Consider the following 22,807-nt stretch of genomic DNA (forward strand, 5'->3'; position numbering starts at 1 on the left):
AGCGGAACGGCAGGCAACGTTGCGCCTGCCCTCATCTTTCAAAGGTTTGCCGGCTTCTCCGGCAACCATTCATCAGCAAGTGGAGGAAGACCCATGGTTTGGCAACCGGCCGAAAACCGATATACATCCATGAAATACAATCATTGCGGAAAGACTGGCATGAAGCTGCCGGCGATCTCGCTCGGGCTGTGGCACAATTTCGGCAACGACACACCGCACCAGACCAAACAGGCCATTTGCCGCCGCGCCTTTGACCTCGGCATTACCCATTTCGATCTGGCCAATAATTACGGCCCACCACCCGGCAGCGCCGAAACTGCCTTCGGCGAAATCCTGAAGACGGATTTTAGAGGCTACCGCGATGAAATGGTCATCTCGTCCAAGGCGGGCTACAACATGTGGCCCGGTCCTTACGGCGAATGGGGCAGCCGCAAATATCTGATATCGTCCTGCGACCAGAGCCTGAAGCGCATGGGGCTGGACTACGTTGATATCTTCTACTCCCACCGTTTCGATCCCAACACGCCGCTTGAGGAAACCTGCGGCGCACTGGACCAGATCGTGCGCTCGGGCAAGGCGCTCTATGTCGGCATCTCGTCATACAACTCGAAACGCACCCGTGAGGCCGCCGCGATCCTGAAAGATCTCGGCACGCCCTGCATCATCCACCAGCCGAGCTACTCCATGATCAATCGCTGGATCGAGGAAGACGGTCTGGTCGATACGCTGGAAGATCTTGGCATTGGCTCCATCGTCTTTTCGCCGCTGGCGCAGGGCATGCTGACGACGAAATATCTGGGTGGCGTGCCTGATGGCAGCCGTGCATCGCAGAGCAAGTCACTCAACCCCGCCTTCCTCAACGAGCGCAATGTCGAAAACATCCGCGCGCTCAATCGCATTGCCGAGCGGCGTGGCCAAACGCTCGCGCAGATGGCTATCGCCTGGGTGCTGCGCGGTGGTCGCATCACGTCGGCGCTCATCGGTGCGAGCCGTGTCGAACAGGTCGAGGATTGCGTCAAGGCGCTCGACAATGCCGATTTCTCCACAGAGGAGCTTGCGGAAATCGACGGTTACGCGAAGGACGCGGATATCAACCTCTGGGCAAAATCCGCTGAACGCGTTTAATACTTGAAACAGGGTGCCCGGTTTCCACCGGGCAGCCTGATCGACGCAAAAGCTGGACTGAAATCTCCAACAGAAAGATTAACGTCCCCGTCTAACCATTAACAACCATTACATAAATGTAATTTTAAATTCAGTTTCCGTTCATTCGTTTATTCGTAAGTTCTCCTTATCGAAACACGAGAGGAAACATTCATGAAAAAGTTCGTCACCATTCTTCTGGCCGCAACTGTTCTTGCTGCTCCAATGGCCCAGGCACAAAGCCGCCACGACGATCGTCATCGCGGTGTAACCGTCGAGCGTCACACGACCACCAAAAAGGTCATCGTCAAGAAGCACCGTTGGGATCGCGGTCAGCGCCTCTCGCCGGCAGAGCGTCGTCATTTCGTCGACCGCCGCGACTATCGCCGTTACCGCCTGGCAGAGCCGCGTCGCGACCAGCGCTGGGTACGCGTCGACAACCAGTTCCTGCTCATCAACGCCGTCACCGGCCTGATCGTCGGCCTTTCTGCGGCACGCTGAGTAAATCGACGGATGATATGAAAAAGGCCCGCTTGCGCGGGCCTTTTGTCGTTTATCGTTATAGCCGATCAGAAAATGTCGGCGCCGCTGCCCCACGGGCCATGCGGCTTGTCGACACCGTCGGTGCGTTCGAAGCCATGCGCCCCGAAGAAATCGCGCTGCGCCTGAATAAGGTTTGCGCTGCCGCGGGCGCGACGATAGGCGTCGAAATAACCAAGCGCGGAAGCGAGTGCCGAAACCGGCAGACCGGAGAGAACCGCGTAGGAAACGACACGGCGCAGGGCGGCGTCGGTGTCCTTGACGATGCCGGAGAAGGCAGGCGTCACGATGAGGTTGGCCACATGCGGATCCTTGGTGAAGGCCGAGGTGATCTCATCGAGGAATTCTGAGCGGATGATGCAGCCGGCGCGCCAGATGCGGGCGATCGTCGGCATCGGCAGGTTCCAGTTGAACTCCTTCGATGCGGCCGACATGACGGCAAAGCCCTGTGCGTAAGCACCGACCTTGGCGGCCAGAAGCGCGCTTTCCAGATCGGCGATAAAGGCCTTTTTGTCAGCCGGTGCAGCTGCAACGGTCGGCAGGCCGAAGATCTTCTCGGCAGCTTCGCGCTCGTCCTTCTGCGACGACAGGATACGGGCAGCCACGGCGGCCTCAATGGCAGTTGCGGCGACGCCCATGTTCTGCGCCTCGATAACCGACCACTTGCCTGTGCCCTTCTGGCCGGCCTTGTCGAGGATCAGATCGACCATCGGCTTGCCGGTGATCGGATCGGCAGCGCGCAGAACCTTCTCGGTGATTTCGATCAGGTAGGAGTTGAGACGGCCCTTGTTCCATTCACCGAATACATCGGCGATTTCAGACGCACTCATCTTCAGGCCGTCACGCAGGATGCCGTAGATTTCGGCGATCATCTGCATGTCGGCATATTCGATGCCGTTATGGATCGTCTTGACGAAATGACCGGCACCGTCGTTGCCGAGCCATGCCACGCACGGATCGTCATTATACTTGGCGGAAATGGAGGTCAGAACCTTCTCGACGCGCTTCCAGCTATCTTCGGTACCGCCGACCATGATCGACGGTCCGTGACGCGCACCTTCTTCACCGCCGGAAACGCCCATGCCGATAAAGGTCAGGCCGCTATCCTTCAGATTGTCGAAACGGCGGATCGTATCGCGGAAATTCGCATTGCCGGCGTCGATCATGATGTCGCCGTTCGAGAGATGCGGCTTCAGAATTTCCATCTGCTGGTCAACCGGATCGCCGGCCTTGATCATGATGATGATCGGGCGCGGAGGACGAATGGCGGCGACGAATTCCTCGATGGTTTCACAAGGGATCAACTGCCCCTGCAAGTCCCCAGCCTCGGCGTAGAATTTTTTCGTCGCTTCAGGGGTTCGGTTGAATACGGCAATCTTGTTGCCCTTTTCCGCGATGTTCAACGCCAGGTTCGAGCCCATGACGCCGAGACCGATCAAACCGATTTCTGCCTGTTCCACGGATGTGCCTCCATCTTGCTTTTAGGTGGTCGTGTTGTGGCACTGTAATGAACAAACGGCAAGGCTAGGGGCGACTGAAACGATTAAATTTTGATGACGCAAATCAGCTTTGCATATTTGCGACAGGTCGGGGGAGTGTCGTAACCAATGCGCCTCCCCTAGGAAGGTCGTGGCCGGTCGTCGCCATCGTCCAGCGCTCGCCAGGCAGCGCCGTCCATATCCTCATATTGCCCTGATCGCACCGACCAGAGGAAGGCGAAAAGCCCGAGCGCTCCAAGAAACAGGGCGACGGGGATGAGATAGATCAACATGTTCATGCCGGTTGCGCCCCCTCGCCCGCAAATCCGGTCGGCACGCTTTGTTGCGCAGAAACGGCTTCAGCCGTTCCGGCAAGACGCAGCGCATTTGCAACAACGATGAGCGACGATGTCGACATGGCGATGGCCGCGATCATCGGCGTCGCATAACCGGCAATCGCAATCGGCACGGCAATGACATTGTAGCCGATGGCAAGCGCGAAGTTGTGCCGGATAAGCCGTCCGGCCCGCCGCGATGTCTCGATGGCGACAGGAACGGCATCCAGATTCTCGTGCATGAACACGAAGTCGGCGGCCTGCCGGCCGATATCGGCGGCGGTTGCCGGTGCCATGGAAACATGTGCTGCGGCCAGCGCCGGCGCATCATTGATGCCGTCGCCCACCATCAGAACCTTGCGTCCCTCGCCTGCCAGCGCCGCACAGCGCCCCGCCTTGTCTTTCGGCGACAGGTCGGCGTTCCATTTCGCAATGCCCAGACGCTGCGCCATGGCCTTCACGGCCGGGACCCGGTCACCGGACACGATTTCCAGCACCAGTCCTCGCGCAGAAAGGCTGCGCAGTGCCTGTACGGCGCCAGGACGCGGATTGTCCTCGAAACCGAAACTCGCCAGATACCCGCCGTCAAGCGAAAGCACCACTTCCGATCGAGCGTCGCCGTTTTCCATTTGCGATTCATCCGGGCAGGCAAAACGGCGGTTGCCGAGCCGGTAGGTTCCCGCCGGCGTGAGAGCCTCAACACCGGAGCCGGGAATTTCACGCACCGCTTCGTAGACCGGTAAAATTCCGCCATAGGCTGCATGCACGGCTTTGGACAGCGGATGGCGTGAATGGGCGGCAAGGCCAGCCGCAATCGCCATCGTGGCGGGGTTCACATCGCCGGTTTCCACCAGTCGCGGCTTCCCGACCGTCAGGGTGCCTGTCTTGTCGAACAAAACGGTGTCGATTTCGGCCAGTCGCTCCATCGCCGAGCCTTCCTTGACCATGATGCCATGCCGAAAGAGCCGGCCTGCCGCCACAACCTGCACCACCGGAACAGCAAGGCCAAGCGCACAGGGGCAGGTTATGATGAGAACCGCAATCGCGATCAGCATCGCCTGCTTCCAGTCACCGCCCAAAACGCCCCAACCGAGAAAGGTCATGAGAGCAAGAAGATGTACGACGGGCGAATAATAGCTCGCGGCACGGTCGGCAATCCGCCGATAGCGCGCACGCCCCCCTTCCGCCGCCTCCATCAGCCCGATCACTTCCGACAGAAACGAATCCTTTGCCGATGCGGTCACCCGCGCGGCGAGCGAACCGGTGAGATTGAGCGTGCCTGCCTGAAGCAGATGGCCCGCCTCCACCCGACGCGGCGCGCTTTCGCCGTTGACAATGGACATGTCGAGATCGCTGCTTCCGCTAATGACCATCGCATCCACCGCCACGCGGTCACCGGCAGCAATCGCAATCGTCATACCGGGTAGCACATCGCCAAGCGGGCGATATTCCCGCGTTCCGTCCTCACCGATAACGGTCGCGCCGCGTGGTGAAAGCCGGGCCAAGCCCGCAATGGCCGAGCGCGCCCTGTCACGCATGATATGGTCAAGCGTGCGGCCGATCAGCAGGAAGAACAGCAGCGACACGGTCGCGTCAAACCACGCATGTTCGCCATGATGAATCGTCTCCCACAGCGAGATTGCGTAGGATAGCGTGATGGCGAGCGCGATCGGCACATCCATATTGGTGCGCCCGTGCTTCAGCACATTCCAGGCCGACTGATAGAAGAACCGGCCGCCATAGATCAGTGCCGGCGCGGCGATCATCGCCGAAATCCAGTGAAACATGTCACGCGTCGCGGCATCGGCCCCGGACCAGACGGACACGGATAGAAGCATGATATTGGCGGAAGCAAAGCCGCAGAGCGCCACCGCCCTGATCAGTTGCGAGCGCAACACGTCCGAAGCATCCTGTCCGCTCGCGAAAAGATGCGTCCGGTATCCGGTTGCAAGGATTGCGCGGGCAAGTTCGGCGGGATCTGTCCTGATGCCATCGACATCCTCTTTCCAGACAATCGCCACCCGTTTTGAGGACAGGTTCACGCGCGCCTGCTCCACCTGGCGGAGACGGCGCAGCGCCGTTTCGATGGTGGTGATGCAGGCGCCGCAATAAACGCCGGGCACGCTGAGATCTGTCTGGCGCAGCCCCTGCCCCAGATCGCGGCTTGCCAGCATCAGCTCCTCTGATGATGGTGGGTTGACCGGTTCGCCGAGTTGAAGTGACCCTTCCGTTCCCGGTGCACAGCAGCTCATTGACGCCCCCTGATCACCGCGATCCGCGTGCCCTCATGCACGATGATCCTGCCGTCTTTTACGGCAGTGACCTCAACGATCCATTGGCCGGGCAGCATGTCATGCGGGCCGGTGAAGACCCCGGTAGACACCGGGGTCAGCTCCATGTCGAAATTCTGGTGCTCGCCGACCGGCCGGCGAAAACGCGCCGTTACCGAATCCGTATCCACAGGGCCGGTATCTGGATGAAACACCTCGTAGCGCACGGTCTTTTCATCCACCACGAGCCTGCCCTTGATGCCGGTCGCGGCCCTTGCCTTGGCGGCCTCGGCCTTGGCGTTGAACTGCTGGCTGGCAACATAGGTATTGGGCACCACCAGCCCGCTCCAGCTGGTGACAGCGTTCCAGGCCATCACCATGTTGACGGTGATGACGATGCCAAAAAACATCACCATAACACCCAGCATATGCCAGCCGGTGAAAATGAAACCGGACGTCTGGCGATTGGTCGTTGTCATTTTTTCACTCCCGGAGCGTTGAAGACGGCGTCGTAACGGGCCGTCTCATGGCCGCCCGTATCGCTGACGATGAATTCGAAATTTTCAGCAGCCCGCGCGACGTGACTGCCCGGCAGGGTGACGAACACCTTCAGCGTTGTCGCCTCGTCCGGTTCCACCATCACCTCGAAGCTGCGAGAGGCTGCATCCGGCACGCCGTTTATCTTCATCACCGCACTTGGAATGCCCTCTATCGTCAGGCTCATTAGGCGCGGTTGCGGCACCATGTTGAGGATGCGAACGGTATAGCCGTTGCGGATCGAGCCATTCGATTCCAGCACATATTGCGGGTTGCGGTCGTGCAGCACGTTAAGAGCCAGCCGCTCGCGCGTCATCAGAGCCACCAGCAAGCCGATGCCGACTGCAGCCCATATTGCCGTGTAAAGAAGCGTGCGTGGGCGAAAGACGATGCGCCAGTCGAAATGGCGAATGCTGCTTTTGAACCCGCCGTCCTCGTTGCGCACATTCGCAGGCCGGATTGCGTGCTGGCCGTTCCCGGTCGCAAGCGCCATGTTGGACTGGTATTCGGACAGCGTCGCATAGGCGATCAGCCCGCGTGGCTTACCAATCTTGTCCATCACCCCATCGCAGGCATCGATACAGAGCGCGCAGGTGATACATTCCAGCTGCTGCCCGTCCCTGATGTCGATGCCCATGGGACAGACTGCGACACAAGCATTGCAATCGACGCAATCGCCGACGCTCTCCCCTGTGGCCGCAGCCTTTTTGGCGTGCCTCGTGCGAGGTTCACCGCGCCAGTCATTATAGGTCACGACCAGCGAGTTCGCATCCAGCATCGCCGCCTGAATGCGCGGCCAGGGACACATGTAGGTACAGACCTGCTCCCGCATCAGCCCGCCGAAAACATAGGTCGTGGCGGTGAGTATCGCGACAGTCGTATAGGCGATCATCGGTGCCTGCCCCGTCATGAACTCTCTCGCCAACGTCGGTGCATCGGCAAAATAGAAGATCCATGCGCCGCCGGTCAGAACGCCGATCACCAGCCAGATTGCGTGTTTCATCACCCGCTTGCGCAGCTTGCCGAACGTGAAAGCTGCTGCATCGAGCTTCATGCGGGCATTCCTGTCGCCCTCGATCGCCCGCTCGACGACCAGAAACAGGTCCACCCAGACGGTCTGCGGACAGGTATAACCACACCACGCGCGTCCCACGGCGGAGGTGATGAGAAACAACCCCAGACCCGCCATGACCAGCAATCCCGCGACGAAAAAGAACTCCTGCGGCCAGATTTCGATGAAGAAGAAATAAAAGCGCCGGTTGGCAATATCTATCAGCACCGCCTGGTCGGGCGCATAGGGACCGCGATCCCAGCGCAGAAACGGCGTCAGATAATAAATGCCGAGCGTGACCAGCATAACCAGCCACTTGAACCGCCGGAACCGGCCCTCCGCGCGCTTCGGGAAAATTTTCTTGCGCGCTTCATAAAGGGGTTTACGCGTTTTTGCGGAATTGACAGCCTCCGCTTCCAGCCTTTCGACGGGCTGTTGCGGGCGGTCCTGTCCGACGGGATAGATGTTCATGATTGCAGTCCGTTTTTATCTCCTTGCTTTCTCCCATCTCACCGGCGAAACATCCTTGACTTACATCAAGCGCGGACAAAGTGGCGCAGCCTGCGGCCTGCATTAAACAGGGAGGATGAGATGCCAGTCATGCAGTCAAAAATCATTCATCTGTCGGTGGAAAAACCATGGAGCCATGTCTTTGATTTCGCCTCCGACCCCCAAAACATGCCGCACTGGGCCGCCGGTCTAGCAGGCGGTCTTAAACCAGACGGCGAGGACTGGATCGCCGATGGTGGCCCGTTGGGTGAGGTCCGCGTCAATTTCGCGCCCTTAAACAAATTCGGCGTGATAGACCACGTCGTGACATTACCGGATGGCATGAAGGTGTATAACGCGCTGCGGGTAACACCGAATGGCAGCGGTGCCGAAGTCAGCTTTACCCTGCTTCGCCTGCCGGACATGACGGACGAGGATTTCGAACGGGATGCGGAGACGGTCCGGGTCGATCTGGAGAAACTGAAGTCGCTGCTCGAAACGGATTGAAGGATAAAACGATGACCACGAATACGAATGACCGGCGCATCGACTATGTCGAATTCAACGTCGCCGATATCGAGCGCAGCAAGGAATTTTACGGCGGCGCTTTCGGCTGGTCCTTTAAGGATTACGGCCCGCAATATTGCGAGTTTTCCGACGGCCGGCTGACCGGCGGGTTCACCACCACGGCACCTGTGTCAGCCAAGGGTGGACCGCTTGTCATTCTTTACGCCGCCGATATCGAGAATGCGCACCGGCGTGTCGAGGCAGCCGGTGGGCAGATCAGCGTCGCCATATTCGCCTTTCCCGGCGGACGCCGTTTTCATTTCACCGATCCGGATGGATACGAACTGGCCGTCTGGTCTGATCGCTAAGAAAAAGGGCCGCATCGAGCGGCCCTTTCCATTTGTTGGCTGTGACGTTCACTCGCCACCGCCAAGCGAGTGCACGAAGATCGCAAGCTGCTTGACCGTGGTATCACCAAGCCGTTCACCCCAGGCGGGCATGACCCCGTGTTTTGGCGACCGTATCTGCGCAACGATCCCCTGCTCGCCACTGGCCTTCAGCCAGATCGCGTCGGCCAGGTTGGGCGCGCCGAACTCGCGGTTGCCCTTGGCGTTCTCACCGTGGCACGAGGCGCAATTGTCGGCGAAAATCTGTTTACCGGGTTCTACGAGTGCCGGGTTGGAAGGCGTTCCTGTCAGGCTGACGACATAGGCGGCGACCTCGCGGATTTCCTCGGACTTGAGGATATCGCCGAAGGCCGGCATTTCCGACAGGCGCGTATCGGGATCGTCGGCAAAACGAATGCCGTGCTTTACCGTCGTATAGATATCCTCGACGCTGCCTCCCCACATCCAATCGTCGTCGTTGAGGTTGGGATATCCCTGCCCGCCTTCCGCACCCGAACCGTGACACTGGATGCAATTGACCTTGAAGGCGGCGGCACCGCCGGAAAGCGCAAATTGCCTTAGCGTCGGATCGGCCTCAATCTCGGCGAGCGAGGAACTGGCGATTCTGTCGGAATAGACGCTCTGCGCCTGTTTGGCGTCCGCCATATCGGCGGCGATCTCGGAACGGCTGCTCCAGCCGAGCAACCCTTGCGTTGCGCCATTGATCAGCGGCCATGCCGGATAGGCGATGGTGTAGCCGATGGCCCAGAGGATCGTGAAGTAGAAGGTCCAGACCCACCAGCGCGGCATCGGATTGTTAAGCTCGCGAATACCGTCCCATTCATGGCCGGTGGTTTCGACGCCGCTGATGTCATCAATGTGTTTTTCGGACATATCCTAGTCCTCCTTAAGCGGAATGCTGGCGGCGTCGTCCGCAGCTTTTTTCGATCCGGGACGAAGGGTGAAAACGACGACGCCGGCGAAGAACAGGGTCATGGCAAGCAGGCCCCAGCTATCGGCGAAGTGGCGCATGGCCGTGTAGGTTTCCATCGTATCGCCTCCTCACCGATATCCGGCGGCATCGTCATAGGTCGAGAAATCGACCAGCGTGCCGAGCATCTGCAAATAGGCAACCAGCGCATCCATTTCGGTAAGCTTGGCTGGATCACCATCGAAATCGCCGACTTTCGCCTTCGGATAGCGCGCCAGAAGCTCGGTCGTATCGGCGTTCGGATCGGCCTGCGCGTGAAGATCAGCCGCTGATTTCTCGATCATCTCGTCGCTATAGGGCACGCCAACGGCGCGGTTAGCCTTCAGCTCCATCGAGATATCCGTAATCTTCAACGGCGTGGTTTTGAGGAACGCGTAGGACGGCATGATCGATTCCGGCACGACGGAGCGCGGATCGGCCAGATGCTGCACGTGCCATTCATTCGAATAGCGGTCGCCTACGCGTGCGAGGTCCGGCCCCGTGCGCTTGGAACCCCACTGGAACGGGTGGTCGTACATGGATTCCGCCGCCAGGCTGTAATGCCCGTAACGCTCCACCTCGTCGCGGAACGGCCGGATCATCTGGCTGTGGCAGACATAACATCCCTCGCGGATGTAGATGTTGCGCCCGGCCAGTTCCAGCGGCGAGTAGGGCCGCATGCCCTCCACCTTCTCGATGGTGTTTTCGAGATAGAAAAGCGGCGCGATTTCCACGATACCGCCGATTGAGACGACGAGCAGCGAACCGACCAGAAGCAGAGTGGCGTTGCGTTCGATGACGCCGTGTTTGTCGAGTATGGACATCGGCCTCTCCTTATTCAGCGGGCTGCAGCGAAGGTGCGGCGTCATTGCGGACGCCCTCCTCGCGTTGACGACCGAGGATGGTCATGGTGACGTTGTAGGCCATGATCAGCGCGCCACTGAGGAACATCAGGCCACCCAGCGCACGCATCACGTAATAGGGGAACAGCGCTGCGACCGATTCCGCGAAGGAATAGACGAGGAAGCCCTGCGTATCGTATTCGCGCCACATCAAGGCCTGCTGGATGCCGGCCACCCACATCACGGCGGCGTAGATGACGATGCCGATCGTGGCGAGCCAGAAGTGCCAGTTGACCAGTTGCAGGCTGTAGAGACGGTCCCTGCCCCACAGTTTCGGCGTCAGATAATAGATGGCACCGAAGGTGATCATGCCGTTCCAGCCGAGAGCGCCGGAATGCACGTGGCCGATGGTCCAGTCGGTATAGTGGCTGAGCGAGTTAACGGCCTTGATCGACATCATCGGACCCTCGAAGGTCGCCATGCCGTAGAAGGCCACCGCCATCACCATCATGCGCACGATAGGATCGGTGCGGATCTTGTCCCATGCGCCCGAAAGCGTCATCAGGCCGTTGATCATGCCGCCCCACGACGGCATCCACAGCATGATCGAGAACACCATGCCGAGCGTCTGCGCCCAGTCCGGCAACGCCGTATAGTGCAGATGGTGCGGACCGGCCCAGATATACATGAAGATCAAAGCCCAGAAGTGGATGATCGACAGACGGTAGGAATAGACCGGGCGGTTCACCTGCTTGGGAATGAAATAATACATCATGCCGAGGAAGCCGGCGGTGAGGAAAAAGCCGACGGCGTTATGGCCGTACCACCATTGCGTCAGCGCATCCTGCACGCCCGAGAAAGCGGAGTAGCTCTTGACGCCGAGGAACGACACCGGAATGGCGAGGTTGTTGACGATATGCAGCATGGCGATCGTCACGATGAAGCTCAGATAGAACCAGTTTGCCACATAGATATGCGGCTCCTTGCGCGTCAGGATCGTGCCGAGAAATGCGAGGAGATAGGCGACCCAGACTATCGTCAGCCAGATATCGACATACCATTCCGGCTCGGCATATTCGCGGCCCTGCGTGATACCAAGCAGATAGCCAGTGGCAGCCATGACGATGAAGAGGTTGTAGCCCCAGAACACGAACCAGCCGAGATTGCCGCCGAACAGGCGTGCGCGACAGGTTCTCTGCACCACGTAAAATGACGTGGCAATCAGCGCATTTCCCCCGAAAGCGAAGATCACCGCGGAGGTGTGCAGCGGCCGCATCCGGCCGAAATTGAAATAGGGCGCGATGTTGAGATCGGGAAAGGCGAGCTGAAGCGCCACCACGACCCCGACCAGAAACCCGACCACGCCCCAGAACACGGTAGCGACGACGCCGTATTTCACGACCTCATCGAAATATTCGGATTTCAGCCGGGCGCGCGCGGCCTGATCGACAGGCGCGAAAGAAACACGGCGCAGCAGAAGCACCGTGCTGACCAGAAGCGTAAAGAACAGCACCCACATATGGGCGGCGAAAAGACTGTCGTGAGCGAAAGCAGCCCCGAGCAGCGCGAGAAAAGCCCCAAGGGCCACGATCGCGGTTTCTAACGTGTAATTCATTGTTGGTTTCCCCCAACGTGCAAGCAGACCGACGAAAGGCTTGGCGCGCGCTTTACGAAGCGGAAACGGGCCTTTGCGTCGGTTGGAGCATTGCCACCGGCGTGGGGAAGCCACCTTGATCCAGATCAAGAAAGAGAAGCTGTCGCAGCACCGGCAAAACCGAGCCGGGATTTGGCGATAAGAAGTGCATAGAAACTGAAAGAACGGACGCCGACGCGCGACACCCGCTTTATAGGGCTTGCGTCAGCCCTTCATTTTCAGCGGCAGCCCGGCTGCGACGAAATAGACTTCATCGACGATGGCCGCGACGCGCTGGTGTAACCTTCCGGCGTGATCGCGGAATTCGCGCGCCATGCGGTTTTCCGGCACGATGCCAAGGCCAACCTCGTTAGAGACGAGAATCAGTTTCGCCCTGGTGGACGCGATTGCCGCTGCCAGCGTGGCGAACGCCGTCTCGATATCGGCGTTCTCCATCATCAGATTGGTGAGCCACAATGTCAGGCAGTCGATCAGGATGACATTGTCCGGCGCATCCAGCCGCGCGAGCACGGCAGCGATATCAACGGGCGCCTCGTGTGTCGTCCACTCCTCGCCGCGCCGGGCCTGATGATGGTCGATGCGATCGCGCATCTCGTCATCCCATGCCCGGCCGGTGGCCAGATAATGCAGGCGCCCGTTGGCTTTGCCCGCAAGGTCCTCGGCAAAACGGGACTTGCCGGAGCGCGCGCCGCCTAGAATGAAAACGGAGCGGTTTTTATCTGTCATGAAGAACCTGGAAGAAAAGAATAAGACGGACCGGCATCATTGCGGTGTCGCAAGCCAGAGACAGCCGTACATGAAGGGAACGATTCGTAGAAAAAGGCGTCCCCCGGTTATTCACGCCGGACTGCCGATGATACCGGGTCGGAGACGACAAAACCTGTCCGCACGATGCGGGACATATGACAGCCTTGACAACTCCGGATGCCGGAAACACCGGTCCTGACAAAAAGCTAGGTGCGAACGGTCATTCTGTCAATCGGCGAGCGGTGTCTACGAAAAATCAAGCGGAACCGGTACGCAAAACCTTGACCCGGAACCGGCAGACCTTTCCGTCCGCGACGGGATTGATAAAGCCACTTGGTTACCGGAACGTTAGCAGAAAACGAAATGGCGAAGCTGCAACGCGGCGGGAGAATGTTTGCCCATGTAGGCCGCTGCCATTGCCTTGCCATGGCCTTCAAATCAATATGGCCGCGAAGATTCGCAAACAGCAAGGTGACCTGCCCGTGATGACCGTCATGGACTATATCTCGATCGTCGTTTTTATCGTGTTATGGGCCACCTATACCCACCTCACGACGGGAACGACGCTGTTTTCGCGAACCAGCCTCAATCAGGCGATGGCGGAGCGCCGGCGCGACTGGATTTACAATTCTCTCAAACGCGACTTGAAGATGATCGACACTCAGATCATGGCAGGTTTGCAGAATGGTACCGCTTTTTTCGCGTCTACCTCGATCTTTGCCATCGGCGGCTGCTTTGCTCTTCTGGGGGCGACAGATCGGGTCGAAACCGTGTTTCGCGACCTGCCCTTCGTGCAGTATGCCGGGCGCACGGCCTTCGAACTGAAGGTCATGGGGCTAACCTGCCTTTTCGGCTACTCGTTTTTCAAGTTCGGCTGGTCCTACCGCCTGTTCAATTATTGCACGATCCTGTTCGGTGCCATACCCATGGTCCATGATGTCAACGCGGATCGCGACGCTGCCGAGCGTGCCGCTGAAAACGTCATAAAGATGAACATCATCGCTGCTAAGAACTTCAATGATGGGCTGCGGACGATCTTCCTGTCGATCGGTTATCTCGGCTGGTTCATCAGCCCCTATGTCTTCATCGCAAGCACGGTCATCATCATAGTGGCGCTGTTGCGCCGCCAGTTCTTCTCCGAGGCACGCCGCGCCATCATGGACAGGCCCGGGCCTTGAAATAGCCTTACTTCACGGGCCAAGCCCTTGAGTAGACAACGGCTTCAGACAGCTGAAACAGCGGGAATTATGGAAACAGAAACAGCTGCAATCGACACCCGCCGCAAGGGCCGCATGGGCGGTCTCGATACACTGCGCGGGCTGGCGCTCATCGCCATGGCGTCTTACCACTTCACATGGAATCTGGAGTATTTCGGCTATCTGGAGCCGGGTACGGCAACCACCGGCCTGTGGAAGCTTTATGCGCGCGCCATTGCAAGCTCGTTCCTGTTCCTCGCCGGTTTCAGCCTGTTTCTCGCCCATGGCAAAGCCATAAACTGGCCGTCCTTCGGCAAGCGTTTTGCAATGGTGGCGGGCTCGGCGCTGCTCATCACCATCGCCACCTATGTCGCCTTTCCGGATAGCTTCATCTTTTTCGGAATCCTGCACAACATAGCCGCTGCAAGCCTTGTCGGGCTGCTGTTCCTGCGGGCACCCCCGCTGGTGACGCTGCTTTTCGCGGCTCTTGCCTTTGCGCTGCCGCAATACGTCCAGTCGGATTTTTTCAACAGCAAATGGCTGGCATGGGTCGGTTTCTCCACCATGCCGCCGCGCTCGAACGATTATGTGCCGCTTTTGCCGTGGCTTGCGCCCTTTCTTGCCGGACTTGCGGTTTCGCAATTCGTCACACCGCGCAGCTGGCTGGACCGCTTTCGCAACCCAAGCTCCCCCCGCAATCTGATAGCAACAGCGGGCCGTCACAGCCTTGCGTTTTACCTAATCCACCAGCCGGCGCTGATTGGCCTCGTCTACGCGGTATCACTTGTGGCACCGCCTCCTCCTGTCGACCAGGTGGAGCTTTACAAATCGAGCTGTGAAAAAAGCTGCGTCCAGCAGGCTAACGGCCAGGAATTGTGCCAACGTTTCTGCGGCTGCACGCTTGAAAAGCTGCAGGCAGAAAGCCTGTTTGACATCATGATGGAAGGCAAGCTCAGTGCCGAGCAGCAGACGAAAGTCAGCGACGTGGCGCAACAGTGCACGGTTGAGGCGCAATAAAGAACGACACACGCCCAATCTACGCTCGGCGTCATTCTCGGGCTTGACCCGAGGATCTATCCACGTCGCGTAAAATCAAAAGCATCACGGAGTGAGAGGTTTTCCTCTCCGCGGGAAATCCAGGGCCATCACGTCAAGCGCGACGGCGGGAAACCTGCATCAGGTCCCTACGCCGATTTCGGCAAGGCGCGTAAGGCAGGCCTCTTCGACATTGTCGAGCTCGGCCAGCGTCTCTTCGATATCCTTGCGCTTTTGCCTGAGATCGGCGCGCTTCTCATCGACCTTCTTCATCAGAAGCACAAGCTGGCCTGATTCGCCCGGCGGCTCCTTGTAGACGTGAATGATCTCGCGAATTTCTGCGATCGTGAAACCGATACGGCGGCCGCGCAGGATTTCCTGAATGAGACGTCGATCCGCAGACCTGAAAAGCCTCGTACGCCCGCGTCGCTCAGGGTGAATGAGGCCCTCATCCTCGTAAAATCGCAAGGTGCGGGTGGAAACACCGAATTCGCGCGTCAGTTCGGTTATGCTATAATACTTGTCCAAGGGCCTATCCGATTCATAACCGGACAATTATTATTTGACCTTCACGTAAAAGTCAATTTTTCCTGCCGCTTTCGCCTGTTCTGGCCTATCCCGAAATACCGTACCACCAGGTAGCGATGCCCAGAAACGAAAAAAAGCCGACAATGTCCGTTACCGCCGTCACGAAGACAGCAGAGGAAACGGCGGGGTCTGCCCCGAACCTGTCGAGAACCAGCGGAATGAGAATGCCTGCCAGCGCCGCCGCCAGCATGTTAAGACACATGGCGGCGGCAATGATGCCGCCGATATGGACATCCTGGAACCACACGCCTGCAACGATGCCGATGGCACAGCCGAACAACAGTCCGTTCAGGATGCCAACGCCCGCTTCACGTCTGATAATGCGGGCAGCGTTGTGAATATCTAGGCTTTTAGTAGCCAGCGCCCGCACGGACACGGTCATGGTCTGCGATCCGGCATTGCCGCCCATGCCGGCAACCGTCGGCATCAAAATCGCCAGCGCAATGATCTGCTGGATCGTCGCATCGAAAAGGCTGATGACGGAGGCAGACAGAAAGGCGGTAAGGAGGTTGACCGCAAGCCACGGCACACGCGAGCGCGAGGTGCTGGTGATGCTGTCAGACAGTTCTTCGTCGCCCACACCGCCAAGGCGCAGCAAATCCTCTTCGGCTTCTTCCTGAATGACGTCGACCACGTCATCGATGGTGAGTACGCCAACCAGACGGCCGTTATTGTCCACCACGGCGGCGGATAGAAGGTCGTATTGTTCGAAAAGCTGCGCCGCTTCTTCCTGGTCCATTTCGGCCGGAATGGAGTGGTTGGTCTCGTGCATGATCGTTTCGATCTTCACCTGACGCTTGGCGCGCAGCACCTTGTCGAGATCGAGAGCGCCGACAAGCTTGAACGTGGGGTCGATGACGAAGATCTGCGTGAAGGAATCCGGTAACTCCTCCTCCTCACGCAGATAATCAATGGTCTGTCCCACGGTCCAGAACGGCGGCACGGCAACGAATTCCGTCTGCATGCGACGGCCGGCAGAGCTTTCCGGATAATCCAGCGCCCGCATCAGCCGCACCCGTTCGGTGAACGGGAGTTGCGAGAGGATGTCCTCGCGGTCCTCGTCGTCGAGATCCTCGAGAATGTAGACAGCGTCGTCCGAATCCAGTTCGCCGATACCGGCAGCGATCTGCTCATTCGACATCTGGTCGACGATATCGAGACGGATGCCTTCATCCACCTCGGTCAGCGCCGTCATGTCAAAATCAGAACCCAGCAACCGCACGAGCGCGTGGCGCTGCTCCGGCATGATGGACTCCAGCACGTCGCCGAGTTCAGACTCATGCAGCCGCGCCACATTCTTGCGCAGGAAAAGCAGATCGCGGTCGGCAATCGCTGCCCCCACCATCGCCAGAAAGTCGGAGCGGACAGAGCCGTCCTCGGCGTAGATATCGGAGGGTGCCTCTGTCGGTTTCAACTCTTCGGGCGCGAGAAGATCGTCGTCACGGTCTGTCATCTGGCGTCCCCCTTCTTTAAATGCCGCAGTGCACGAATTTGCAGGCAGAATGGCGTTAAAAAGTATATTGTCAACAACCGGATAGGTGAAAAACAACGGGCTTCGGAACTGCGACGAAAATGTCATGGACCGCCCTTTCGCAAGACCATGATCGAAGAGCGCGGCACTCCATGATGATGCAGCGGCAGGCAGTGCACCTCAATCCGCACAACGTCCGGAAAGCCCTTGCCGTTCCGTCGGAACCGGTAAGATAGAGATTGACATATGTCGCCCATAGACGATTCTGAAAGAGCTTTTTTATATATGATTGGCCGTTGCCAAACGGTAAGTATCCCTGGGCGGCCAGGAAAATTTCAGGAAAATCACGACAATGAGCAAGGCAGATTTCATCGGCAAGGCTTCCGCCGCCGCAGGTGGCTGGGGCGCGCTTAAAAGCGTTGGCAAACGGCTGATGGAATCCGGCGCGCCGATTTCCGGCGCACGCACGCTGCTGAAGGCAAACCAGCCGGATGGATTCGATTGCCCGGGCTGCGCATGGGGCGATCCGGAGCATGGCTCTTCCTTCGAATTCTGCGAAAACGGCGTCAAGGCGGTCGCTTGGGAAGCGACGGAAGCCCGGGTGCCGCCGGATTTTTTCGCCACCCGAACCGTCTCCGAACTGCGCGGCTGGTCTGACTACGATCTGGAAAAACAGGGCCGCCTCACCCACCCGATGCGTTACGACCGGGCGAGCGACAAATATCTGCCGGTCTCCTGGGACGACGCCTTTGCCGAAATCGGCGGCGTTCTCAACAGCCTCGACAGCCCGGACAGGGCGGAATTCTACACATCCGGCCGCGCCTCCAACGAGGCAGCCTTCATCTATCAATTGATGGTTCGGCTTTACGGCACGAACAATTTTCCCGACTGCTCCAACATGTGCCACGAGGCAAGCGGTGTCGGCCTGAAAGCCTCGATCGGCGTCGGCAAGGGCACGGTGCTCCTGGAAGACTTCGAGCAGGCAGACGCGATCTTCGTAATCGGCCAAAATCCTGGCACGAACCACCCGCGCATGCTGGGCGACCTGCGCCGGGCAGCGCTTCGCGGCGCGAAAATCGTCGTCCTCAATCCAATCAAGGAAAAGGGGCTGGAGCGCTTCGCCGATCCGCAGGACAAGATCGAGATGATCACCGGCGGCAACACCAAGATCGCCACCAATTATTACCAGCCCCGGCAAGGCGGCGACATGGCGGTGGTGCGCGGCATGAGCAAGGCGATCTTTGCAGCCGACGACGCCGCAAGGACTGCCGGAGAATCTGCCATCATCGATTACGACTTCATCGCCGAACATGCGGTCGAGTTCGAGGCTTATCGTGATGCCGTCGAGGCGACCAGTTGGGAAAGCATTCTCGACCAGTCCGGCCTCGCCCGCGCAGAAATCGAAGAAGCCGCCCGCATCTACATGAATGCCGGCTCCGTCATCGCCACCTGGGCCATGGGCGTCACCCAGCATCGCCACTCCGTCATCATGGTTCGCGAAATCACCAATTTCATGTTGCTGCGCGGTAATATCGGCCGCCCCGGTGCCGGTCTTTGCCCGGTACGCGGCCATTCCAACGTTCAGGGTGACCGCACCGTCGGTATCGATGAAAAAGCGCCGCCGGCGCTGCTAGACGCACTGGAAAAAGAACTCGGCGTCGCCATGCCGCGCAAACCCGGCCACAACACCGTCGAAGCAGTAGCCGCCATGCTGGCTGGCGAGGCGCAAACCTTCATCGCGCTCGGCGGCAACTTCATGCGGGCAACGCCCGACAGTCCGCTGATCGTCAAGGCTTTTGAAAATCAGAAACTGACGGTCAATATCGCCACCAAGCTCAACCATTCGCATCTGGTGCCGGGCGAAATCTCCTTCGTGCTGCCCTGCCTTGGCCGAACGGAAATCGACCGTAATTCTGCGGGCAAGCCGCAGATCGTCACGGTCGAGGATTCCATGAGCATGGTGCATGGTTCCGGCGGCATCAATCCGCCTGCCTCGGAGGAACTACGCTCCGAAGTCGCCATCGTTGCCGGCATTGCGCAAGCGACCCTTGGCAATGCGCAGGTCGACTGGAAAGCGCTTGCCGAGGATTACGATCTCATCCGAGACATGATCGAGCGGGTCATCCCGGGTTTCGACAATTTCAACGAACGCGTCCGCGTGCCGCGCGGTTTTCGCCTGCGCAATACGGCCTCCGAACGGGAATGGAACACGCCGGCAAAAAAGGCCGTCTTTTATAGCGGCCCGCTTCCCGAACAGACCGAGCATCAGCAGGCGCTCACGGGCGATAATCTTTTCGTGCTGCAGACATTCCGCAGCCACGACCAATACAACACCACAATTTACGGCATGGACGACCGTTATCGCGGCGTTTATGGCGAACGCCAGGTCATCTTCATGAATCCTGCGGATATGGAAGGGCTGGGCGCCCACTCCCGCCAGCGCGTCGATGTCATCGGCGAATATGGCGATGGCGTGGAGCGGATCGCCCAAAATTTCCGGTTGGTCCCCTACAATATTCCGCGCGGCAGTGTCGGAGGATATTATCCCGAACTGAACGTGCTGGTGCCGCTGTCAAGCTATGGCGAAGGCAGCTTTACGCCAACTTCGAAATCGGTACTCGTCTCCTTCCGGCTGCTTGCCGATTCCGCCTCTTGAACAGGATGGCTTGATGGGTGAGGAACAATCTGCAGCGGCTTTCATGGCAGCGGTGGAGCAGATCGTGCAAGGATCGTCGCAGGCGCTTTCGGCCACGGGCGCGGCGATGCTTCTGGCCATCAATATGGATATCGCCACCGACAGCCGCAGCATCGCCAATCGGCTGGGACTTGCGCATGCCCTCGTCCTGCGCGAAATCTCCGTCCTGTCACCGCGCTTTGTGCGGGTGACGAAACGCGACGCCCGCACCCAGCGCAGTTGGCTGGAGGTCACAGCGGAAGGACAGGCGCTTGCCGCGCTATCCTCTCAAACCTGAAACGAACGGAGCATTCCTTGGCAATCAGGCCGATCCTGCCCTACCCCCATGCCGGTCTTTCAGAGATTTGCGCGCCGGTCACTGTTTTTGACGACCACCTGCAAAATCTGGTCACGGACCTGATCGACACCATGCGCGCCGCCCCCGGCGTCGGCATCACAGCGGCTCACATCGGTGTAAAACAGCGCGTCTTCGTGCTTGAGCTGACACCGGGAACCGTGCTGACATACATCAATCCCGAAATCGTCAGTCACTCCGCGCAGACCATGCGGCATGTGGAAGGCAGCGTCTCAATGCCGGGCTTCACCGAAGAGGTGGAACGTCCGTCTGAGGTCGAGGTGAGGTTTCAGGACGCAGCGGGCGTGGAACATCGAGAGAGCGCCAAGGGATTTCACGCCATCTGCATCCAGCACGAGATCGACCAGCTGGATGGTGTGTTCTGGCTGAAGCGCCTGTCGAAGCTGAAACGCGACCGGCTTGTGAAGAAATGGGAAAAATCCCGAAAGCCGTGACGATCAGCTAGCGATCGAAAGAGCAAAGTCCGCGTCGCCCTTCAAAGTGTTGCTGACGGTGCAGATATCTTCGGCCGCATGGGCAATTGCGGCGCGCGTCGCCTCATCGAAACTCCCGGCAATCTCCATCCTGATATCAAAACGGATGATGCGATAGGGCTCCTGCGCGGATTTCTCACCGGAAACGTCAACGAGCACGCTCTCGAAGCCGTCCAGTAACCCCATGCGGCTCGCCGCAATCCGGGCGCTGAGCGCCAGGCATGCTGCAAGCGACGAATAAAGGAGGTCGATCGGATTGAAGCCCGGTTCAGAGACACCCGTCACAATTTCCAGGGCGCCGCCGGTCACTGTCGAAATCAGTGGGCGACCAAGCCGCCCGACCTTGGCGGTGGCGCCAACCGGCCTCAACTTCACCTTTCCACCATCTATCATTCAAATATTCCTAATTTAATCGCGTGCAACCAATCGCATGGAACCAAAACCTGTCTGGCGCTTTTTACTCACACAACGGTGAACGACCGTTGAACCTTTATTATACAGGGAGCTGGGACCTATGGTTACATCTACGCTCGTCAGCATTCTGATCACCTTCCTGGTGATCGTGCTCGTCTTGTGGCTCATCGCACGACTGCCAGTCGGCGGCGGCGCGAAACAGATCGCGCAAGTCATCGTCATCATCATCGGCATTATTTCTCTGCTGAAATATCTCGCCGTCTTCTGATATCCCGTAGCGTGCGAACAGAAAAAGGCGGCGAAAGCCGCCTCTTTTTTGCGCCATTTTTCATGACACTCGATAGCTATTGGCGCGGCTCGAACTGGTAGGTTTTTTTGAGAGTGATATCACGAACGCTGCCAAGACCGAGAAACGGCGTATTTTCAGCATCGAAAATCGCCCTGCCCTTCGCCACGATCCAGCGGATGGAACCATCAGGCAGATGCACCTTGTAGCGCTGGTCGAAAAACACGCCGGTAGTGATGCTTTCGAAAATTGCCCGCGCCACCTGATCGCGCATTTCCACATCAATTCTTTCGAGAATATCCTCAATCGACACACCTCGCGATGCCACCGCTTCGGAAAAGCCATGACACTCCGCGGTGACGGTGTCCATGATCAACCTATTGTCGGAAATGCTCCACATATAATAGCCGAGCGCATTGTCTGAATCCGCCTTGTCCCCCTGCACGAAAACCTCCAGACCTTTTTTTCTGACAAACGCTAACATCAGACCTCTAATATTCCACCCCTTGTTTTGAGGGGGTATTTAACCGGCTACTACAACGTGTATCGATATCCACCGAAATTTATTGACGAATGATCAGTGGGCCGGTTTTGAAAGCACGATAATTTCAGGGAAACCGTCGCAAAGCCAACCGCTTGCACCTACATGAGCAAGTAATGAAATTTCGAAGGAGGCTCATATGCTGCGAACCGCTCTTACTTTTGGATTGCTGTCGGTAACTGTTTTTCTCGCCGGGTGCCAGACATGGGAAAGTCCTTATCGCGGAAGCGGATGGCGGATGGATCAAGTCATGGATGGCGATCCTTACCGGGTCGGTGACGGTAATCATCAGGACAACGGCACGGCTTCGAATATCATTCGGCGCTGAAGCAGCTCCAGCAAAATTGCATAACGGTTTCACGTGCCAAAATACGTGGAACCAGAGATCACGAGCGCGTCCAGTGGTTTGTTTAAACCGGACGCGCTTCAGCTCGTCTAAAGCAATTGACGGATTTCATCGACGTCAAATATTTCAAATTTTTTGGGAGAATGCAGCGCCAAACGATTGGCAGAAAAAGAAAAAACCCGCCGAAGCGGGTTTCTTTGGTGCGGTCGAGAAGACTCGAACTTCCACGGGTTGCCCCACAGCGACCTCAACGCTGCGCGTCTACCAATTCCGCCACGACCGCATCGTGGTAGGCGTCGACTTGCGCCGACGGGGGTGCATGTAGCAAAAGGATTTTGGGTGCACAAGAGCGTCGTGACAGTTTTTTGAAATTAAAAATCGGCCCGGCCCACCCTATATGCAGGAAGCCCGGAAATGCTGGGGTTGCAGCCTTCTCATCATTTTGCGAGAAGGCTGTG

General features: G+C 58.3%; 25 protein-coding genes and 1 tRNA gene. 11 read left to right on the top strand and 15 right to left on the bottom strand.

Annotated elements, in window-relative coordinates; translation table 11 throughout:
• Positions 1-93 precede the first annotated feature (93 nt).
• Both mgrA and RBH71_RS19875 read left to right on the top strand, forming a co-directional pair.
• Positions 94-1,125, top strand: a complete 1,032-nt coding sequence (mgrA, locus tag RBH71_RS19870; RefSeq protein WP_003515285.1) for an L-glyceraldehyde 3-phosphate reductase — start codon at positions 94-96, stop codon at positions 1,123-1,125.
• Between the two features lie 192 nt (positions 1,126-1,317).
• Entirely contained in the window at positions 1,318-1,644 is a 327-nt protein-coding gene (locus RBH71_RS19875) for an RcnB family protein (protein ID WP_003515287.1), read from the top strand.
• 68 nt (positions 1,645-1,712) lie between these two features.
• Here RBH71_RS19875 and gndA read toward each other — a convergent pair whose 3' ends face one another.
• From gndA to ccoG, 5 genes are all read right to left on the bottom strand, one after another.
• On the bottom strand, positions 1,713-3,143 hold the full coding sequence (gene gndA, locus RBH71_RS19880; RefSeq protein ID WP_003515289.1) for an NADP-dependent phosphogluconate dehydrogenase: 1,431 nt from the start codon (positions 3,141-3,143) through the stop codon (positions 1,713-1,715).
• Positions 3,144-3,301: 158 nt separating this feature from the next.
• Positions 3,302-3,460 (bottom strand): cbb3-type cytochrome oxidase assembly protein CcoS, encoded by a 159-nt coding sequence (ccoS, locus tag RBH71_RS19885; RefSeq protein ID WP_003515291.1) that lies wholly within the window; start codon positions 3,458-3,460, stop codon positions 3,302-3,304.
• Positions 3,457-5,748: a cation-translocating P-type ATPase gene (locus RBH71_RS19890; protein WP_323687463.1), complete on the bottom strand. Its 2,292-nt coding sequence runs from the start codon at positions 5,746-5,748 to the stop codon at positions 3,457-3,459. Before RBH71_RS19890 ends, ccoS begins: the two co-directional genes overlap by 4 nt.
• Complete coding sequence (locus tag RBH71_RS19895) at positions 5,745-6,245, bottom strand: FixH family protein (protein WP_003515295.1); 501 nt, start codon at positions 6,243-6,245, stop codon at positions 5,745-5,747. The genes RBH71_RS19890 and RBH71_RS19895 overlap by 4 nt, the downstream gene beginning before the upstream one ends.
• Positions 6,242-7,825: a cytochrome c oxidase accessory protein CcoG gene (gene ccoG, locus RBH71_RS19900; RefSeq protein WP_323687464.1), complete on the bottom strand. Its 1,584-nt coding sequence runs from the start codon at positions 7,823-7,825 to the stop codon at positions 6,242-6,244. Before ccoG ends, RBH71_RS19895 begins: the two co-directional genes overlap by 4 nt.
• Before the next feature lie 120 nt (positions 7,826-7,945).
• Between ccoG and RBH71_RS19905 the strand changes: the two genes are divergently transcribed.
• On the top strand, positions 7,946-8,350 hold the full coding sequence (locus RBH71_RS19905) for a hypothetical protein (RefSeq protein WP_003515301.1): 405 nt from the start codon (positions 7,946-7,948) through the stop codon (positions 8,348-8,350).
• Positions 8,351-8,361: 11 nt separating this feature from the next.
• Positions 8,362-8,718 (top strand): VOC family protein, encoded by a 357-nt coding sequence (locus tag RBH71_RS19910; RefSeq protein WP_003515303.1) that lies wholly within the window; start codon positions 8,362-8,364, stop codon positions 8,716-8,718.
• Between the two features lie 48 nt (positions 8,719-8,766).
• Here RBH71_RS19910 and ccoP read toward each other — a convergent pair whose 3' ends face one another.
• The 5 genes from ccoP to cobU all read right to left on the bottom strand — a co-directional run bounded on the left by ccoP (position 8,767) and on the right by cobU (position 12,928).
• Positions 8,767-9,630 carry a cytochrome-c oxidase, cbb3-type subunit III gene (ccoP, locus tag RBH71_RS19915; RefSeq protein ID WP_003515305.1) on the bottom strand — a complete coding sequence of 288 codons (864 nt, stop codon included), beginning with the start codon at positions 9,628-9,630 and terminating at the stop codon, positions 8,767-8,769.
• Positions 9,631-9,633: 3 nt separating this feature from the next.
• Positions 9,634-9,786 (bottom strand): CcoQ/FixQ family Cbb3-type cytochrome c oxidase assembly chaperone, encoded by a 153-nt coding sequence (locus RBH71_RS19920; RefSeq protein WP_003502810.1) that lies wholly within the window; start codon positions 9,784-9,786, stop codon positions 9,634-9,636.
• Between the two features lie 12 nt (positions 9,787-9,798).
• A complete protein-coding gene (ccoO, locus tag RBH71_RS19925; RefSeq protein WP_003515307.1) occupies positions 9,799-10,530 on the bottom strand; it encodes a cytochrome-c oxidase, cbb3-type subunit II in 732 nt (243 codons plus the stop codon).
• A 10-nt stretch (positions 10,531-10,540) separates the two neighbouring features.
• Positions 10,541-12,163, bottom strand: coding sequence for a cytochrome-c oxidase, cbb3-type subunit I (ccoN, locus tag RBH71_RS19930; protein ID WP_003515308.1), 1,623 nt, complete (start codon positions 12,161-12,163; stop codon positions 10,541-10,543).
• Positions 12,164-12,406: 243 nt separating this feature from the next.
• A complete protein-coding gene (gene cobU / locus RBH71_RS19935; RefSeq protein WP_003515311.1) occupies positions 12,407-12,928 on the bottom strand; it encodes a bifunctional adenosylcobinamide kinase/adenosylcobinamide-phosphate guanylyltransferase in 522 nt (173 codons plus the stop codon).
• A gap of 506 nt (positions 12,929-13,434) precedes the next feature.
• Between cobU and RBH71_RS19940 the strand changes: the two genes are divergently transcribed.
• Together RBH71_RS19940 and RBH71_RS19945 are read left to right on the top strand one after the other, a co-directional pair.
• Positions 13,435-14,127: a DUF599 domain-containing protein gene (locus RBH71_RS19940; protein ID WP_013636176.1), complete on the top strand. Its 693-nt coding sequence runs from the start codon at positions 13,435-13,437 to the stop codon at positions 14,125-14,127.
• Positions 14,128-14,196: 69 nt separating this feature from the next.
• Positions 14,197-15,162 (top strand): heparan-alpha-glucosaminide N-acetyltransferase, encoded by a 966-nt coding sequence (locus RBH71_RS19945; protein WP_003515315.1) that lies wholly within the window; start codon positions 14,197-14,199, stop codon positions 15,160-15,162.
• A 159-nt stretch (positions 15,163-15,321) separates the two neighbouring features.
• On the opposite strand, the gene RBH71_RS19950 is transcribed toward RBH71_RS19945, so the two are convergent.
• Both RBH71_RS19950 and mgtE read right to left on the bottom strand, forming a co-directional pair.
• Positions 15,322-15,708 (bottom strand): MerR family transcriptional regulator, encoded by a 387-nt coding sequence (locus RBH71_RS19950; RefSeq protein WP_003515319.1) that lies wholly within the window; start codon positions 15,706-15,708, stop codon positions 15,322-15,324.
• A gap of 85 nt (positions 15,709-15,793) precedes the next feature.
• Positions 15,794-17,221 (bottom strand): magnesium transporter, encoded by a 1,428-nt coding sequence (gene mgtE / locus RBH71_RS19955; RefSeq protein WP_013636179.1) that lies wholly within the window; start codon positions 17,219-17,221, stop codon positions 15,794-15,796.
• Positions 17,222-17,591: 370 nt separating this feature from the next.
• Between mgtE and RBH71_RS19960 the strand changes: the two genes are divergently transcribed.
• The 3 genes from RBH71_RS19960 to RBH71_RS19970 are packed head-to-tail and all read left to right on the top strand — an operon-like array spanning position 17,592 to position 20,723.
• Positions 17,592-19,895, top strand: coding sequence for an FdhF/YdeP family oxidoreductase (locus tag RBH71_RS19960; protein WP_003515323.1), 2,304 nt, complete (start codon positions 17,592-17,594; stop codon positions 19,893-19,895).
• A 13-nt stretch (positions 19,896-19,908) separates the two neighbouring features.
• Complete coding sequence (locus RBH71_RS19965) at positions 19,909-20,211, top strand: hypothetical protein (RefSeq protein ID WP_003515325.1); 303 nt, start codon at positions 19,909-19,911, stop codon at positions 20,209-20,211.
• A gap of 17 nt (positions 20,212-20,228) precedes the next feature.
• Positions 20,229-20,723 (top strand): peptide deformylase, encoded by a 495-nt coding sequence (locus RBH71_RS19970; protein ID WP_003515327.1) that lies wholly within the window; start codon positions 20,229-20,231, stop codon positions 20,721-20,723.
• Positions 20,724-20,726: 3 nt separating this feature from the next.
• On the opposite strand, the gene RBH71_RS19975 is transcribed toward RBH71_RS19970, so the two are convergent.
• The gene (locus RBH71_RS19975) at positions 20,727-21,155 is read right to left on the bottom strand and encodes an OsmC family protein (protein WP_003515329.1); all 429 of its coding nucleotides are present in this window, start codon (positions 21,153-21,155) and stop codon (positions 20,727-20,729) included.
• A 121-nt stretch (positions 21,156-21,276) separates the two neighbouring features.
• Here RBH71_RS19975 and RBH71_RS19980 point away from each other — a divergent pair, with 121 nt between their 5' ends.
• On the top strand, positions 21,277-21,444 hold the full coding sequence (locus RBH71_RS19980) for a Thivi_2564 family membrane protein (protein WP_003502827.1): 168 nt from the start codon (positions 21,277-21,279) through the stop codon (positions 21,442-21,444).
• A gap of 76 nt (positions 21,445-21,520) precedes the next feature.
• On the opposite strand, the gene RBH71_RS19985 is transcribed toward RBH71_RS19980, so the two are convergent.
• Positions 21,521-21,946 carry a PAS domain-containing protein gene (locus RBH71_RS19985; RefSeq protein ID WP_003515332.1) on the bottom strand — a complete coding sequence of 142 codons (426 nt, stop codon included), beginning with the start codon at positions 21,944-21,946 and terminating at the stop codon, positions 21,521-21,523.
• Positions 21,947-22,142: 196 nt separating this feature from the next.
• Between RBH71_RS19985 and RBH71_RS19990 the strand changes: the two genes are divergently transcribed.
• Complete coding sequence (locus RBH71_RS19990) at positions 22,143-22,331, top strand: hypothetical protein (protein ID WP_080580964.1); 189 nt, start codon at positions 22,143-22,145, stop codon at positions 22,329-22,331.
• Between the two features lie 216 nt (positions 22,332-22,547).
• Here the strand turns inward: RBH71_RS19990 and RBH71_RS19995 are convergent.
• Positions 22,548-22,632 (bottom strand) — tRNA-Leu (locus tag RBH71_RS19995).
• Positions 22,633-22,807 lie beyond the last annotated feature (175 nt).

Source organism: Rhizobium sp. AN68, from assembly GCF_030758035.1.
Classification (GTDB): Bacteria; Pseudomonadota; Alphaproteobacteria; order Rhizobiales; family Rhizobiaceae; genus Agrobacterium; species Agrobacterium tumefaciens.